Below are 13,457 nucleotides of genomic sequence, written 5' to 3' on the forward strand. Positions count from 1 at the left end.
GCCCCCTCCGCGCGTAGAATCGGGCGACGGACTTCAGGGGGCCCGGCGTGGGATCGAATCCGATACAGCTCGTGGCGCTCGCCGCGGCGGCGATGGTCGCCGTCCTCGGGCTCGTCCTCCTGATCCGCCGGCAGCCCCGCTGGGGCATGGCGCTGTGGACCGTGGCCTTCTTCTTCACGCCCATCTGGCTCGGTGCGAGCGCGATGGGAGTGTTCGTCAGCGGTCTGACCGCGATGACCGTGATCGCGATCATCTCGGGCATCAGCCCGAACCTGCGGTGGTCGAACGTCGACACCGTGATGGTGGTCCTGCTCCTCGTGATCCTTCTCGCCTACGCCGTCGGCGGATCGCTCCTCGGGCATGTGCAGGACAGCGTCGTGATGTGGTTCCTGCCTTACGTGTGGGGCCGGATCGTCCTGGCACGGGTGACCGAGAACTGGGTCGCCGCCTGCATCGCCGTGGCCGCCGTGGGGGCGTCGATTCTGGGAATCGCCGAGTTCCTCACGAGCCAGAACCTCTTTCTCCTCCTCCCCGGGTCGTCCTCGTCCGTGTGGGGAGGCTTGCAGGAGCGCGGCGGACTCCTGCGCGTGGAGGGCGCGTTCGGGCATTCGATCGCACTCGGCGGGGCGCTCGCGATCTCTGCCGCGTTCGTCCTCACGGTGAGGTGGCATCCGTGGGTTCGAGTCGCGGCCCTGGTCGTCGTGGGCGCGGCCACGGTGCTCACGTTCAGTCGACTGGGGATCATCGGCTTCGCGCTCACGCTGGTGATCGGCGTCCTCCTCCTCGGCGCCTACGCGGGGCGAGGCCTGCGCATCACTGTGCTGTCCATCCTCGTGGTGGGAGCTGCAGCGGTCGTGCCGACGATTCTCGACGTCTTCGGAGAGGCGGGTTCGGAGGCCGAGGGGAGCGCCAACTACCGCGTCGACCTCCTCGGGCTCACCAATTCGATGGTGCTGCTGGGCATCTCCCCCGATCGCGAGGTCCTGGCGACGGGTGAGGACTACTGGGCGGGCTTCCGCTCGATCGACAGCGCGCTGCTCCTGATCGGGCTGCGTTTCGGTCTGCTCCCTCTCGGGGTGGTGCTCGTCCTCCTGGCGATTCTCGTCGGCAGCGTCGTGATCGGGCGCGCCACACCCGCCAGCGTCGCGCTGGTGGCGCAGATCCCGGCATTCGCGACCGTCGCGCTCATCACTCAGTACGCCGCGTTCGTCTGGTTCGCGGCGGGACTCGCGGTGAGCGCCTACGCGCTGCGCTACGGGCGCGACGCCGTCCAGCTGGCAGCCGCCGGCGCGAGGGCGGAGTTCACGCGCGACGCACGTGACGTGGAACTTCCGGCGGGAATGACGCGATGAGAGCAAGAATCGCGGGAGTCGGTACCCTGGTACACCAGGCAGCAGAAGCGGCGATGCGTCGCGTGATCGGTTCGCGTACTCGAGTGACGCGCGGAATGAGCGGGAGCGAGTGGCCGACATCAGATCTCAGGTGACTCCGGGGCGCATCCTCGGGGTGCTCCTCCGCGCGTGGTGGGTGATTCTGCTGGCAGGGCTGCTGGGTGGGCTGCTCGCGTTCGGCTACTCCAGCACGCTCTCTCCCATCTACCAGTCCACGGCCTCCACCTACTTCTCGATGAGGTCCGCCAGCAGCGGTTCGGACATCAACCAGGGCTCCGCATACACGCAGAGCCAGATGCTCTCGTTCGCGCAGCTCGCGATGTCGTCGGTCGTGCTCGACGCCGTGCGCGACGATCTCGACACCGACCTCACGAACTCCCAGATCCGCAACATGACGACGGTGACGATCCCGCAGAACACCGTCATCCTCGACGTCACCGCCGCATCGACCCAACCCGAATTCGCCGCCGAGCTGGCGAACAGCATCGCCGACAACCTCGCCGAGGTCGTCGACGAGATCTCGCCCAAGGACGACGCCGGCAATGCCACCGTGGTGGCGCGCGTCATCGAGCCGGCGACGCCCGCCGCCTTCCAGTCCTCGCCTAACAAGCAGCGAGACGCCGTCCTCGGCGCCTTCGCCGGTGTGCTCCTGGCCGTCCTCGCGATCGTCGTCTGGACGCTGCTCGACACGCGTGTGCGGTCGGAGGACGCGCTGCGGCGCATCACCGACCTCCCGGTGCTCGGCGGCATCCCGCGCCGCAAGGACGCCCAGCGGAGGGCTCTCGTCGTCTCGGAGCCCAACAGCACGAGCGCCGAGGCGTACCGGCGCGTGCGATCGAGCCTGCGTTTCGCCGCCGTCGAGCACGACATCCGGGCGATCGCCGTCACGTCGTCGATACCCGGGGAGGGCAAGACCTCCACCGCCGTGAACCTGGCGCTGACCTACGCCGAGGCCGGGCTCCGCGTGCTGCTCGTCGACGCGGATCTGCGTCGACCGATGGTGGCCGAGACGCTGGGACTGGAGAACTCCGTAGGCCTGACGACGATGCTGGTCGGCGCCGTCGACTTCGAGGAAGCGAGCCTCCCGTGGGGAGACACCTCGCTGTGGGTCCTTCCCGCGGGCGAGGTTCCTCCGAATCCGGCCGAGCTGCTCGCATCGGCACGCATGACCGAGCTGCTCCGCGAGCTTCGCGGGAAGTTCGACGTGATGGTGGTCGACACCGCTCCGCTGCTGAGCGTCTCCGACGCGACGATCATCGCGCAGAGCGTCGACACCACCATCGTCGTCGCCGACGTCAGCAAGGTCCATCTGGCCCAGCTCTCCCGGTCCCTCGAAGCGCTCGACCGGGCGCGCGCGGAGGTGGCCGGCGTGCTGTTCAGCCGCGTCAAGCGGCAGCGGGGCGACGACTACAACTACTACTACGGTCCCTCGGGCGGCAAACGGCAGCGGACGGGGGTCCCGCTGACGCGGCGTGAGCGCCGGGGCGAGGCGACCCCGACCTCGGTCCCTCTCGACATCGCGCCGGCCGGGAGCCTGCCGGCGCCCGCGCCGAGCCCGTCTCCGCCCGATGACGCGCCCGAGATCGAGGTCGAGGACAACGCTCGGCACGAAGACGCGCCGTCGGCCGAGGGTGCGGACGCTGTTCAGAGCCCAGACGTGTCGAGCGACCTCGGCGAGGCCGAGGACGACGCGAATGCCCTCGACCTCAGCCGAGTCGAAGGAGACGTGCGGCTCACCGCCGACCGCTCGGACTCGTGACGAGCTCGGCCACCCTGGTCTGATATCGCTGCGGCGAGTGCCGATCGGCGGCGATGCCGCGCGAGGTCTCGACCTGACTGCGCACCTCCGGCCACCGTGCGGCGAGGTCGACGAGCGCATCCGCGATGGCAGAGGCGGAGTCCGGCGTGACCCGCCACGCCGTGGGGATTCCATCTGTCGCCTCGCGCAGCCCCGAGGTGTCGCTCGCGATCACCGGGCGGGATGCGAGGATGCCCTCGACCGCGGTGTTGCCGAACGGCTCGTCCAGTCGCGAGGGCACGACGAGCACATCGGCGCGATCGAGGAAGCCCCAGATGTCCGACCGGAAGCCGTGGAGCGTGACGCGACCCCCGAGCCCGGCAGCCTCGATCTCGTTGCGCAGCGACTCCTCGTAGGGCTCATACCCTTCGAACGTCGATCCGACGATGTCGAGCGTCGATCGGATGCCGCGCTCGTCCAGGAGGCGCACCGCCTCGACCGCGAGGTCGGCGCCCTTCCGAGGTGAGAGCCGGCCGACGAAGAGGACACGCAGCCCGTCGGAGATCGCCTCGCGCGGCGCGGAGGGCGACGGAGGCCCGGGGACCGCATTGGGGACGATTTCCGCCCGCGCGCCGAGCCGGGGGTAGGTCGAGGTCATCACCGCGGAGCTGAAGGCGCTGTTGACGAGGATGCGCCTCGCCGCGAGTGCCGGCGCGTACAGCACGGCCTTGGTGAGCCGGCCGGCCGACGCTTCCCCTTCGTGGACGTGGAGCACGACGGGCACGCCGCGCAGCCTTCCGAGCAGCGGCCAGAGGGGCAGCGTGATCGTGCTCACGTAGAGAGCCGTCGGGCGGGTGCGGCCGAGCAGCGCCCAGGCTGCGCCCGCGCCGATCCAGCCCGTGCGGACGAGCTCCCACCACCCGGACGGGCGCATCAGGCGCTTGCGCAGGACGAACGCCGGTGCGACGACCACTTCGGCTCCGGCCTCGCGCAGCGCATCCCGGAGCGGGCCTCCCTCGGGAAGCGTGACGACGACCCGCTGTCCGGCGTGGACGAGGCCGATGACGCTGTCGAGCAGGACGCGGTCGGATCCGTAGAGTTCGGACCCCGGATGGGCGACGAGCACGGTGGACGGCGTCATCGATTCAGTTTGGCAGAGCATCGGCGCCCCGCGGACCAGCCGGGGTACGGTGGGCGTCATACATGTGGAGGAGGAAGATTGTCGAACCGGGTGCTCTTCGTTTGCGCGGCCAATGTCTGCCGGTCCCCTTTCATGGCCGCGACCTTCAGCGAAGCGCACGTCAGAAGGGGCGACGACATCGACTGGACTGTCCTCAGCCGAGGCATCTCCGTCGTTCGCGAGCATCCGATGTGCAGACTTGCGGTGTCGCTGCTCGACGCGAGCACGCAGGACGCGACGTCCGCGGCGAGCCACGTGTCGACCCAGATCGCCCAGTCCGACCTCGACGAGCATGATCTGATCATCGCGGCCTCCCGGGAGGAACGCGCACGCCTCGCTCGCATGCAGCCGAGCACTCGCAGTCGCACTTTCACCCTCAAAGAGGCGGTCGCTCTCGGGAGGCCGCCCCTCGACGCGGGTGAGCGCGGCCGCGTCCTCACCGAGGCTCCTTCGACACTCGCCGGCTACGCGGAGTTCCTCGATCAGCGCCGAGGACGGATCCGGGTGCCGCAGCAGACGGGCGTGCGCTTCCCCTGGTCAGCGCACGACGATCCGCGGGACGTCCCCGACGTGCACCACGACTCGACTCGTCGGCACACGCGCGTGCTCAAGGAGTCGCGCGAGCTCGTGCGCGAGCTGCATTCCCAGTTGAGCCACCATCTCAACGCCGGGGCATGAGATCGCCGGCGCCGCCTCTGTCAGGCCCGTGAACGCCGCAGCCGCGAAGACACGCGCGCTCTGAGGATCTCCGCTCCGTACTGTCGCCGGAACGTGCGGCGGAGCCTGCGGAACTCCGCCGGACCGGAGACGAGCCGGCGTTCGCTGAGGAATGCGGAGAGGGCCGTGAGGCCGTCGAGGTCCATGCGATGCAGGGCCCGGCGATGCACGCCGAAGGCGGGGGCGTCCGACTCCCTCGCCTGCTCGATCGCGTGATCGACCCCGCTGCGGCTCGCATTGCCGCCCCAGACCGTCGGTGCCTGGATGGCGTCGTCCACGTACGTCGGGTCCCAGCCTCCGTCGCGTCGGAGGAGCCAGGCCGAGTAGAGCGGGAACTCCGTGAGGTCGGCTCGCACGAACTCCGTCGCGAACGGCCTGCCGGAGGACGTCTCGATGTCGTCCACGAGCGCTGCGACCACATCGCGGTGGGCCACGAACGGTGTGGACGTCGGAGGGAATCGACCGGCGGCGCTCTGATCGAGTTCCAGGTACTCGAGCACATGGCGCAGGCGAGGGAGCAGGGGATGGCTGAGGTAGCTCTGGAACCCGGTTCGCGCGCGCCCGTCCTCGGCGAGGAAATCGCTCACGGCGACGGGCCGGATCAGGTGATTCTTCGCATCGAGCAGCACGTAGGTCGGCGTCTCGACCAGTCGATGCGCGGCGAGCTTCATGACCTGCTGGCTCATCCACCCTGACGAAGCCACGTCGCTGCCCAGCTCGGATCGGCGGACGATCCGCACGCGATCGGAGAGCGGTCCATAGGCGTCCAGCAGTCGGCGCTGCGCGCGGCGCGACATCCGCGGGCTGCCGTTGTCGATGACGATGACCGCTGCTACGTCATCGGGCCGTGCGTAGAGCGCGAGAGACCGCGCCTGAAGGAGCAGGAGGGTGTCTTCGGCGCGGTAGGTGATGGTGACGAACGTGAGTGGCTGCCGGCGGTCGCTCTCGGTCTGCATGACGCCTGCCACTCCTTCTTCCGCGAGTCCGTGACCCGCTGCGCTCCGAGCCTACGGGCACAGCGACGCTGGATCATGCATCGGGGAGCGTCCTCAGCCCGAAGTGAGGACGCTGCGGTGTCGCCGGCGGTCAGCCCGCCGCGACCGGCTTCCGCACGCCGAAGTCCCACTCCTCAGCGCGACGGGTCGCGCGGCGCGCGGTGCGGTGGACCGACTCGCCACCGGCCAGACGGCGCGCGAGGTCTTCGTAGGCGGTCGCCACGTCGTCCCAGCGGAAGCTGTCACGTGCGCGCGTGCGGGCCTTCTCTCCGAGGGAAGCGACGCGCGCGGCATCCGCCTCCACCGCCGCGAAGTGCATCGCGATGTCGCGTTCGTTCTCGAAGAACCACGCGTCGTCGGCCAGCACCTCGCGATTGAAAGGCACGTCGTAGGCGATGGTCGCCGTTCCGGCGCCCATCGCGCGAAGGAGCGACGGGTTGGTGCCTCCGACCGAGTGGCCGTGCACGTAGGTCGTCGCGTGGAAGTAGAGCGCATCGAGAAGGTCCTGGTCGTAAACCCCGCCCAGGAAGCGGATGCGCGGGTCGGAGTCCGCCGCGTCGCGGATCGCCTGGGTGTAGTCGGCGCTGTAGGGAGCCGAACCCACCACGACGAGCGGCTGCTGCGCGTCGCTGCGGTGATAGCCCTCGACGATCTCGAGCACGTGGTTCTCGGGTTCGAAGCGCGCGACGACCAGGTGGTAGCCGTTCGATTCCAGCCCGAGCTCGTGGATGCCGTCGGTCGGCGCCGCGTCGAGGATCGGCGCGCCGTACCGGATGAGCTCGGTCGGCACACCGAACTGGTCGGCGTAGTAGTCGGAGATCCCGGGGGCGTCCGCGATCAGCGCATCAGCCTTTCGCACGCCGAACTGCTCCGCCCAGCGGTAGTAGGCCTTGCCGCGCGCACCCCACTTCGACCGTCTCCACTCGAGCCCGTCCATGTGGAGCGCGGTCGGGATGCCTCGTGCCCGAAGCAGCGGCAGGAACGGCGCGTTCGCCGCGTTGAAGACGAAGGCGGCATCGGGGCGGCGGTTCACGGCCGCGTGGAGTGTGGAGAATCCGGTGTGGCTGAGCGTCTCGAGCTGCTTCTGCGGAAGTGCCGGCAGGTGCACCACGCGCATGCCGAGGTACTCCGGCTCGCGAGACTCCGATCCGCGCGTGTAGACGAGCACCCGGTGGCCGCGTTCGACGAGTCTGCGCCCCACTTCCTCGACGGCCGTCTCGAAACCGCCGTACGCGGCCGGAACGCCCCGGGTGCCGATCATCGCGATCGTCAGCGAGGGTTGCTCAGAGTCGGTGTGAAGCCCCGTCTTCTCCGACTCCATCGGTCAGTACGCTCCATTCGGATGGACCATGACGTGCGCGGTGCGGAACATGATCATGAGGTCGTTCATCACGGACCAGTTCTCGACGTACCGCAGGTCGAGCCGGACGCTCTCCTCCCATGACAGGTCGCTGCGTCCGCTGACCTGCCACAGGCCGGTGATCCCGGGCTTGATGTACAGGCGCCGAGAGACCGTCCCATCGTACGCCCGCACCTCGCGGGGCAGCGGGGGACGCGGGCCGACGATGCTCATGTCGCCGATCAGCACGTTCCAGAACTGCGGCACCTCGTCGAGCGAGAACTTGCGAAGGATCCGTCCGACGCGGGTGACTCGCGGGTCGTCCTTCATTTTGAAGAGCGGGCCGGCGCCCTCGTTCGCCTCGAGCAGGGCCGTGAGGCGCTGCTCGGCATCCGTGCGCATCGAGCGGAACTTGAGGATGCGGAACTCGCGACCGTCCCGTCCGACACGCGACTGCGAGAAGAAGACCGGTCCGCCGTCTTCGAGGAGGATCGCGATCCCGATGATCAGGGCGATCGGCGCGAAGAGCGTCAGCGCGACGGCCGCGGCCGCCACATCCATCGTGCGCTTGAGCGCGAGCCGCCCGCCTTCGAACCGAGGGATCTTCACATGGATCAGCGGAAGACCGTCGACCGGTCGCAGCGAGATGCGCGGACCCGCGACATCCGCCAGCCGGCTCGAGAGGATGAGCTCCGACGCGGCGCCCTCGAGCTCCCAGCTGAGGCGCCTGATGTACTCCGGGTCGGCGTCGGGCCGACTCGCGATGATGATCGAGTCTGCGCCGAGCTCGTTCGCCGTGCGGGCGACGTCGTCGAGGTTTCCGACAGCGTCGTAGGACATGTCGTCCACCGTGATCGAGCGCTCGGCTGAGCCGGAGATGGTCGCTCCGACCACGAGGTACCCGAGCTGACCGTCGCGCTGCAGGGTGCGGATGACGTACTCGACGTCATCGCGGCTGCCCACGACGAGGGTGCGGGAGGCGTAGTGGCCGAATCGGCGCTGGCGGTGCAGCCAGCGCCGCCATGACCACCGCCCGATCAGCAGCGCCAGCAGCCCGATCGGCGCGGCGAAGATGAGCTGCGCCCGGATGCCCTGCAGCTGGAAGACGACGAACGCGATCGCGAGGATGCCGAAGGTCAGGCCCGACGCGTGCGCGACGCGCTTGTACTCCGTGGCACCCGAGCCCGTGATCTCACGGTCGCGCGTATGGAACGCGGCGAGCACGAACAGCCAGACGATCGCGGTCAGCGCAGGGATGCGCGCCACGATCCACGGGTCGCCGATGAGCACGCCCGGTGCGACCAGCAGAAGTTGGAAGACAGGCGTGAGCGCCGTCGCGAGCAACACGATGGCGGCGTCGGTGAAACGCAGACGCCGCACATAGCGGCGCTCCCACAGCAGCCGTCGCTCGAGCGTCGGAGTGGACCGCGGTGACACGCGGGCATCCGTGAGCTCTCGGACGAGCGGCAGTGGCGGTGCGACGGCAGTCAGCGTGGGCACCGGAAGCGCCCGCAATGCCGTCGGCAGAGCGCTCTCGACGGCGCTCACAGCCTGTCCTCATTTTGCAAAAGCGCGAAATCGCGCAGCCATCGAATCATCGATGCATCCCCAGATTGTCCCCAGTAGTCCGTAGGCCCCCCTACGAACACGTTCTCTGAGCTCATCGGCTGCGATGCTGATACATCAACGCGTCATCCGGCCCCAAGTCGAATGTCGCGCAACCGTGAACGGTCAGTGAACGCTAGTCGATTCTAGCCAGAAATGCGGACATGCCGATAGAGGCAATCGGCGGGCGGCGCATCCTCGGTCGTTGCTAGGCTCGCGGCCGTGCTTCCCCCGGACTGGATCGAACACCGCCGCCCCGACGGCGAGGTGCTCGGATGGATGCTGGCAGACGGCGAGGGCTTCCGCGTCTTCGACCTGCTGGGCCGCGAGCGCACCGCGGCGCCGGTGGACTGGCTCGACGCGGAGGAGCTGCTCGAAGAGCTCGGCATCGGCTACCTCGCCGATCGCTGGACGCTGCGCTTCGCCGACGGCACGGAGCGTCCGGTGCGCATCTCCGAGGCGAGTCCGCGCGGCGTCACCGTGGTGGGAGACGAGTTCGGAGCGGCATCCGCGGTGGGTGCCGTGCTCGACCGGTTCCGGCTGCCCTTCCCCGCACCGGAGGAGCTTCGCCCGCGGGTCTGACCACGACCGTCGCCGGTCGCTACGCTGTGCCGCATGACTACTCTCGTGCTCACCGTGGTCGGCAGTGACCGCTCCGGGATCGTCGCGGCGGTCGCCGACGTCGTCGCCGCGCACGGCGGCAACTGGGAGACCAGCGAGCTGGCCGAGCTCGCGGGCGCGTTCGCAGGAATCGTCGAGGTGTCGGTCCCCGCCGACAGGGCGGACGCTCTGCGCGCCGCGCTCTCGGGCCTCGAGGGGCTGCACACGGTTGCCGTGCAGGCGGGGGCGGACGCGCCGTCCTCGCCCCGGCAGCAGCTCGTGCTCCGCGTGCTGGGCAACGATCATCCCGGCATCGTGCGCGAGCTCTCCGCAGCGCTGAGCGCCCAGGGGGTGAGCATCGATCGCATGACGACGGAGACGCGGGATGCGGCGATGGCCGGCGGCCGACTCTTCGAGGCGACGGTCGTGGCTGCGGCTCCCGCCGATGTCGACGTCGCGGCGGTCGCGGCCGAGATCGAGCGCGTAGGCGCTGAGATACAGGTCGACGTCACCCTCGGGTGAAAAGGTGTCGGCCCCCTCGGGAGCCGGTCTTCCCGGGCCCTCGAGGGGGCCGTCCGCATCCCCATGCGGAAAGTCGCGCGGCCCCAGACCGCGTTCCCCCTTTTCGATGCGAACCTCGGGCCGACTCCCCAGAAGCCATGTCCCCAGATGCCCGGGATCCGCATCAAGGACAATGTACCTTGTCCCCCATATGGGGGACACCCCAAATCCGAAGAATTTCAGCATTTCTTGAGGTTGCGACAGCAGCGAGACGGAGGTCGCCAACGCGCGGGCGTCAGAACGCTGCGACGGGTGATGCAGGCTCGGGTCGCTTGGCTTTGAGCCGCATCGCGGGCTTCTCCACCAAGAACCACGATGCGATCGCGAGCGGGAACGTGAGCAGCGTCGCAGCCACAGCCATGAGCGCGACCTCGTCCACGCCTGAGTAGGCGACGACCTGCTGCGCGGGGAATGCGTAGATGTAGACGCCGTACGACACGTCATTGCGCAGCGCGAGTCGCGGCGTCTTGATGCTGGCTCCCGCGACCATGACGAGATACGCCACGGGGAGTGCGGCGAGCAGCCGATAGTTCGGGGTCAGCAGCGAAGCGATGAGCACCGCTCCGGCCACGGTCAGCGTCCACGCGTTGACGGGGATGCGATCCTTCCACTGCCACACCATCGCGCCGGCCAGAAACATCAGTCCGAATCTGGACCCCTGCGCCGCATACCAGTTGTCCACGACTCCGGCGGTGGTTGCCACTCCCACGGCGAGCGCCACGCCGAACAGGATGGTCGTCGTCCAACGCCACCGAAGGATTCCGACCAGCCCCAGCCCCATCACTCCGAGGTAGCAAAGGAACTCCCACCAGAGGGTCCACAGCGAACCGTTCCACACCCCCTCGTACGGAACTCCCAGTGGAGTCCCCGCGATGTCTTCTTGAAAGATCCGCAGCCCCGCGTTGTAGAGGACATAGGTGACGTTCTCCCCGCCCAGCACGCCGGCCGCGAGAGGAGCGATGACGAATGCCGTGACCAGGAGGCACACCCAGAATGCGGGGAGGATGCGCAGGGCGCGGGCGCGGAGGTAGCGCGCCCAGTTCGGGTCGCGCACCCAAGAGGCGACGATCAGGAACCCGCTGATTGCGAAGAACCCGTCCACCCCGATCTCCCCGACGAGCTGTCGGAGCGGCGCGTACTCGATGTCATGGCCAGTAAGAGGGAAACTGTGCCAACCGATCACCGTCACGGCGAGCGTGAGCCGGACGAAGTTGAGCGCGTTGCGCCGTGGGTCGAACATGGCCCCCAGTGACCGCATGTGATCCCCCCAGATCGAATGCCCCACGGTACACCCGATCCGACGGGGGTCGCCCACCCGGTTGCTGCGGCGCGAACCGGTGCGACGTCGGTCTCGCTCGAGCGGCGGGCGGCGTCGCCGGGAAATGAAGAAACCCCCTCCATGTAGAAGCTAGGAGAGGGTTTCAGTGGCTCCGACCGGCATCGATCCGGTGACCTTTCGATTTTCAGTCGAACGCTCTACCAACTGAGCTACAGAGCCGCACGGCGTGTGAACCCACGATCGCCGTGTCCGAGACGAAAGGCCCTTCGAAAAGGGCCCGTCGCTGTGGAGCGACCCTGACGGGACTTGAACCCGCGACCTCCGCCGTGACAGGGCGGCACGCTAACCAACTGCGCTACAGGGCCATGCTTGTTAAGTTGTGTGGTTCGGAGTGACCCCAACGGGATTCGAACCCGTGCTACCGCCGTGAAAGGGCGGCGTCCTAGGCCGCTAAACGATGGGGCCGGGTGAACCCAGGGGCTCACGCTTACCGAGGGTCAAGCATACGCAATGGATCTGGAATGCGCCAATCGAGGGCGTGGCGTGCTTGTGCGGATGCCGGTGCCGGATGACACTGGCTGAGGGACCGCTCTCCCGATGCGGCGACACGCAGGACAGCGGTCCGGTTGCGAATGTGACTGATGTTGCTAATGTGAAAGACGTCGACGTCACGAGGGGAGTTCCGGTGGAAACGGATGACGCCCTCGACGAGTGCGGCTGCGCACCGTCTCCCCGGGAGCGCCGACAGCTCTGGCCGCAGATGAGCCGTCGCGGTGCGCTCGGCCTCGGCGCGATCGGGATCGCCACGCTGGGTGCGCTGGGCGGACCGCTCATCGCTCCCGCGTTCGCGGCCGACTATCCGTCGTGGGACGACGTCGTTCGCGCCAAGTCGAATCAGGCGGCCAAGAAGGCGCAGGTCACGAAGATCCAGGGCCTCATCGCGGCGCTCGCCGACGACGTCGCGGCCAAGCAGGCGCTCGCCGAACAGGCCGCCACCGAGTTCTACGTCGCGCAGGAGGCGTACTTCGACGCGGCCTACCGGTCGGAGCAGCTCCAGCTGCAGGCCGACGAACAGGCCCGGACCGCCGTGGACGCGGCCAACAAGGCCGGACGCGTCGCCGCGCAGCTCTACCGCAATGGCGGAGACGACACCTCGCTGCAGCTTTTCTTCGCGGGCTCTGCCGCGGGCGCCGACGACCTGCTTGCCCGCCTCGGCACGATGGACAAGCTCGTCGAGCGCAACCAGGCCGTCTACGCCGAGGCGGTGACCGCACGCGACTCCGCCCAGAGCCTCTCCGACCAGGCCGAGGTCCAGCGCGCCGAGCGCGACCGGCTGCAGACGATCGCCCAGGAGAAGATGATCGCGTCGCAGCGCGCGGCCGAGGCCGCCCAGGCGGCGCTCGAGACGCAGCAGAGCAAGCAGGTCGAGCTCGAGGCGCAGCTCGCCGCGCTCAGCGACACCACCCGGCGCACGGTCGCGCAGTACCAGGCCGGCGTCCGCGCCCGCGAGGAAGCGGCGCGCAAGGCACGTGAAGAGGCCGAGCGCCGCGCCCGCGAGGAGGCTGAGAAGCTCAACCAGGGCGGCGGTGGCGGAGGCGGCGGAGGGATCGGCGGCGCCGGCTGGGCGCGCCCGTCCGCCGGCTGGCAGACCTCCGGCTACGGTCCCCGCAGCGTGATCTGCGGCAACGGCCAGTGCACCTCGGGTTTCCATCGCGGAGTCGACCTCGGCGCGGGCTGCGGCGCGGGCATCTACGCCGCGACGTCGGGCACCGTGCTCTACGCCGGATGGAACGCGGGCGGCTACGGCAACTACATCCGCATCGAGCACGGCGGCGGCATCGGCACCGGGTACGCGCACATCCGTCCCGGCGGGATCTTCGTGCGCTCGGGTCAGTGGGTCAACGCCGGCCAGCTCATCGCCAGCGTGGGCAACACCGGAGCCTCAGCCGGCTGCCACCTCCACTTCGAGGTGTACAGCAACGGCGTCCCGATCAACCCGGTCCCGTTCATGGGGGCACGAGGCATCTCGGTCTGACGCTCGGGCCCGAAACG

General features: G+C 68.9%; 11 protein-coding genes and 3 tRNA genes. 6 read left to right on the forward strand and 8 right to left on the reverse strand.

Going from position 1 to position 13,457, the window contains the following annotated elements; all coding sequences use genetic code 11:
- Positions 1 to 47 precede the first annotated feature (47 nt).
- The gene (locus tag ASD93_RS14365; RefSeq protein WP_056123984.1) at positions 48 to 1,352 is read left to right on the forward strand and encodes a hypothetical protein; all 1,305 of its coding nucleotides are present in this window, start codon (positions 48 to 50) and stop codon (positions 1,350 to 1,352) included.
- A 109-nt stretch (positions 1,353 to 1,461) separates the two neighbouring features.
- Entirely contained in the window at positions 1,462 to 3,150 is a 1,689-nt protein-coding gene (locus ASD93_RS14370) for a polysaccharide biosynthesis tyrosine autokinase (protein WP_056123986.1), read from the forward strand.
- Here ASD93_RS14370 and ASD93_RS14375 read toward each other — a convergent pair.
- Positions 3,125 to 4,270, reverse strand: coding sequence for a glycosyltransferase family 4 protein (locus ASD93_RS14375; RefSeq protein ID WP_056123989.1), 1,146 nt, complete (start codon positions 4,268 to 4,270; stop codon positions 3,125 to 3,127). The two genes, ASD93_RS14370 and ASD93_RS14375, sit on opposite strands and share 26 nt — an antisense overlap.
- Here ASD93_RS14375 and ASD93_RS14380 point away from each other — a divergent pair.
- A complete protein-coding gene (locus ASD93_RS14380; protein ID WP_082569355.1) occupies positions 4,241 to 4,987 on the forward strand; it encodes a hypothetical protein in 747 nt (248 codons plus the stop codon). The genes ASD93_RS14375 and ASD93_RS14380 overlap by 30 nt on opposite strands.
- Before the next feature lie 20 nt (positions 4,988 to 5,007).
- Here the strand turns inward: ASD93_RS14380 and ASD93_RS14385 are convergent, their stop codons facing one another.
- The 3 genes from ASD93_RS14385 to ASD93_RS14395 form a co-directional block, all read right to left on the reverse strand.
- Complete coding sequence (locus tag ASD93_RS14385) at positions 5,008 to 5,982, reverse strand: DUF6492 family protein (protein WP_056123994.1); 975 nt, start codon at positions 5,980 to 5,982, stop codon at positions 5,008 to 5,010.
- A gap of 130 nt (positions 5,983 to 6,112) precedes the next feature.
- Entirely contained in the window at positions 6,113 to 7,342 is a 1,230-nt protein-coding gene (locus ASD93_RS14390) for a glycosyltransferase (RefSeq protein WP_056123996.1), read from the reverse strand.
- Positions 7,343 to 7,345: 3 nt separating this feature from the next.
- Positions 7,346 to 8,908 (reverse strand): sugar transferase, encoded by a 1,563-nt coding sequence (locus ASD93_RS14395; RefSeq protein WP_056123999.1) that lies wholly within the window; start codon positions 8,906 to 8,908, stop codon positions 7,346 to 7,348.
- Between the two features lie 279 nt (positions 8,909 to 9,187).
- Here ASD93_RS14395 and ASD93_RS14400 point away from each other — a divergent pair, with 279 nt between their 5' ends.
- A complete protein-coding gene (locus tag ASD93_RS14400; protein ID WP_056124002.1) occupies positions 9,188 to 9,547 on the forward strand; it encodes a hypothetical protein in 360 nt (119 codons plus the stop codon).
- Positions 9,548 to 9,580: 33 nt separating this feature from the next.
- Positions 9,581 to 10,087 carry a glycine cleavage system protein R gene (locus tag ASD93_RS14405; RefSeq protein WP_056124004.1) on the forward strand — a complete coding sequence of 169 codons (507 nt, stop codon included), beginning with the start codon at positions 9,581 to 9,583 and terminating at the stop codon, positions 10,085 to 10,087.
- 274 nt (positions 10,088 to 10,361) lie between these two features.
- Here the strand turns inward: ASD93_RS14405 and ASD93_RS14410 are convergent, their stop codons facing one another.
- The 4 genes from ASD93_RS14410 to ASD93_RS14425 form a co-directional block, all read right to left on the reverse strand.
- A complete protein-coding gene (locus tag ASD93_RS14410) occupies positions 10,362 to 11,366 on the reverse strand; it encodes an acyltransferase family protein (RefSeq protein ID WP_200950705.1) in 1,005 nt (334 codons plus the stop codon).
- Positions 11,367 to 11,551: 185 nt separating this feature from the next.
- A tRNA-Phe gene (locus ASD93_RS14415) sits at positions 11,552 to 11,624 on the reverse strand.
- Positions 11,625 to 11,696: 72 nt separating this feature from the next.
- Positions 11,697 to 11,770, reverse strand: a tRNA-Asp gene (locus ASD93_RS14420).
- Positions 11,771 to 11,797: 27 nt separating this feature from the next.
- Positions 11,798 to 11,870, reverse strand: a tRNA-Glu gene (locus ASD93_RS14425).
- Positions 11,871 to 12,165: 295 nt separating this feature from the next.
- On the opposite strand from ASD93_RS14425, the gene ASD93_RS14430 reads away from it, so the two are divergent.
- Positions 12,166 to 13,440, forward strand: coding sequence for a peptidoglycan DD-metalloendopeptidase family protein (locus tag ASD93_RS14430; RefSeq protein ID WP_157536991.1), 1,275 nt, complete (start codon positions 12,166 to 12,168; stop codon positions 13,438 to 13,440).
- The last annotated feature ends 17 nt before the right edge of the window (positions 13,441 to 13,457 follow it).

Origin of the sequence: Microbacterium sp. Root180 (assembly GCF_001428485.1) — a bacterium.
GTDB lineage: Bacteria > Actinomycetota > Actinomycetes > Actinomycetales > Microbacteriaceae > Microbacterium.

Excerpts from the sequence above, each read along its gene's own strand:
- ASD93_RS14380 (WP_082569355.1), top strand. The coding sequence starts at position 4,241 with ATGGGCGACGAGCACGGTGGACGGCGTCATCGATTCAGTTTGGCAGAG.
- ASD93_RS14375 (WP_056123989.1), bottom strand. The coding sequence starts at position 4,270 with ATGACGCCGTCCACCGTGCTCGTCGCCCATCCGGGGTCCGAACTCTAC.
- ASD93_RS14385 (WP_056123994.1), bottom strand. The coding sequence starts at position 5,982 with ATGCAGACCGAGAGCGACCGCCGGCAGCCACTCACGTTCGTCACCATC.
- ASD93_RS14390 (WP_056123996.1), bottom strand. The coding sequence starts at position 7,342 with ATGGAGTCGGAGAAGACGGGGCTTCACACCGACTCTGAGCAACCCTCG.
- ASD93_RS14405 (WP_056124004.1), top strand. The coding sequence starts at position 9,581 with ATGACTACTCTCGTGCTCACCGTGGTCGGCAGTGACCGCTCCGGGATC.
- ASD93_RS14410 (WP_200950705.1), bottom strand. The coding sequence starts at position 11,366 with ATGTTCGACCCACGGCGCAACGCGCTCAACTTCGTCCGGCTCACGCTC.
- ASD93_RS14430 (WP_157536991.1), top strand. The coding sequence starts at position 12,166 with ATGAGCCGTCGCGGTGCGCTCGGCCTCGGCGCGATCGGGATCGCCACG.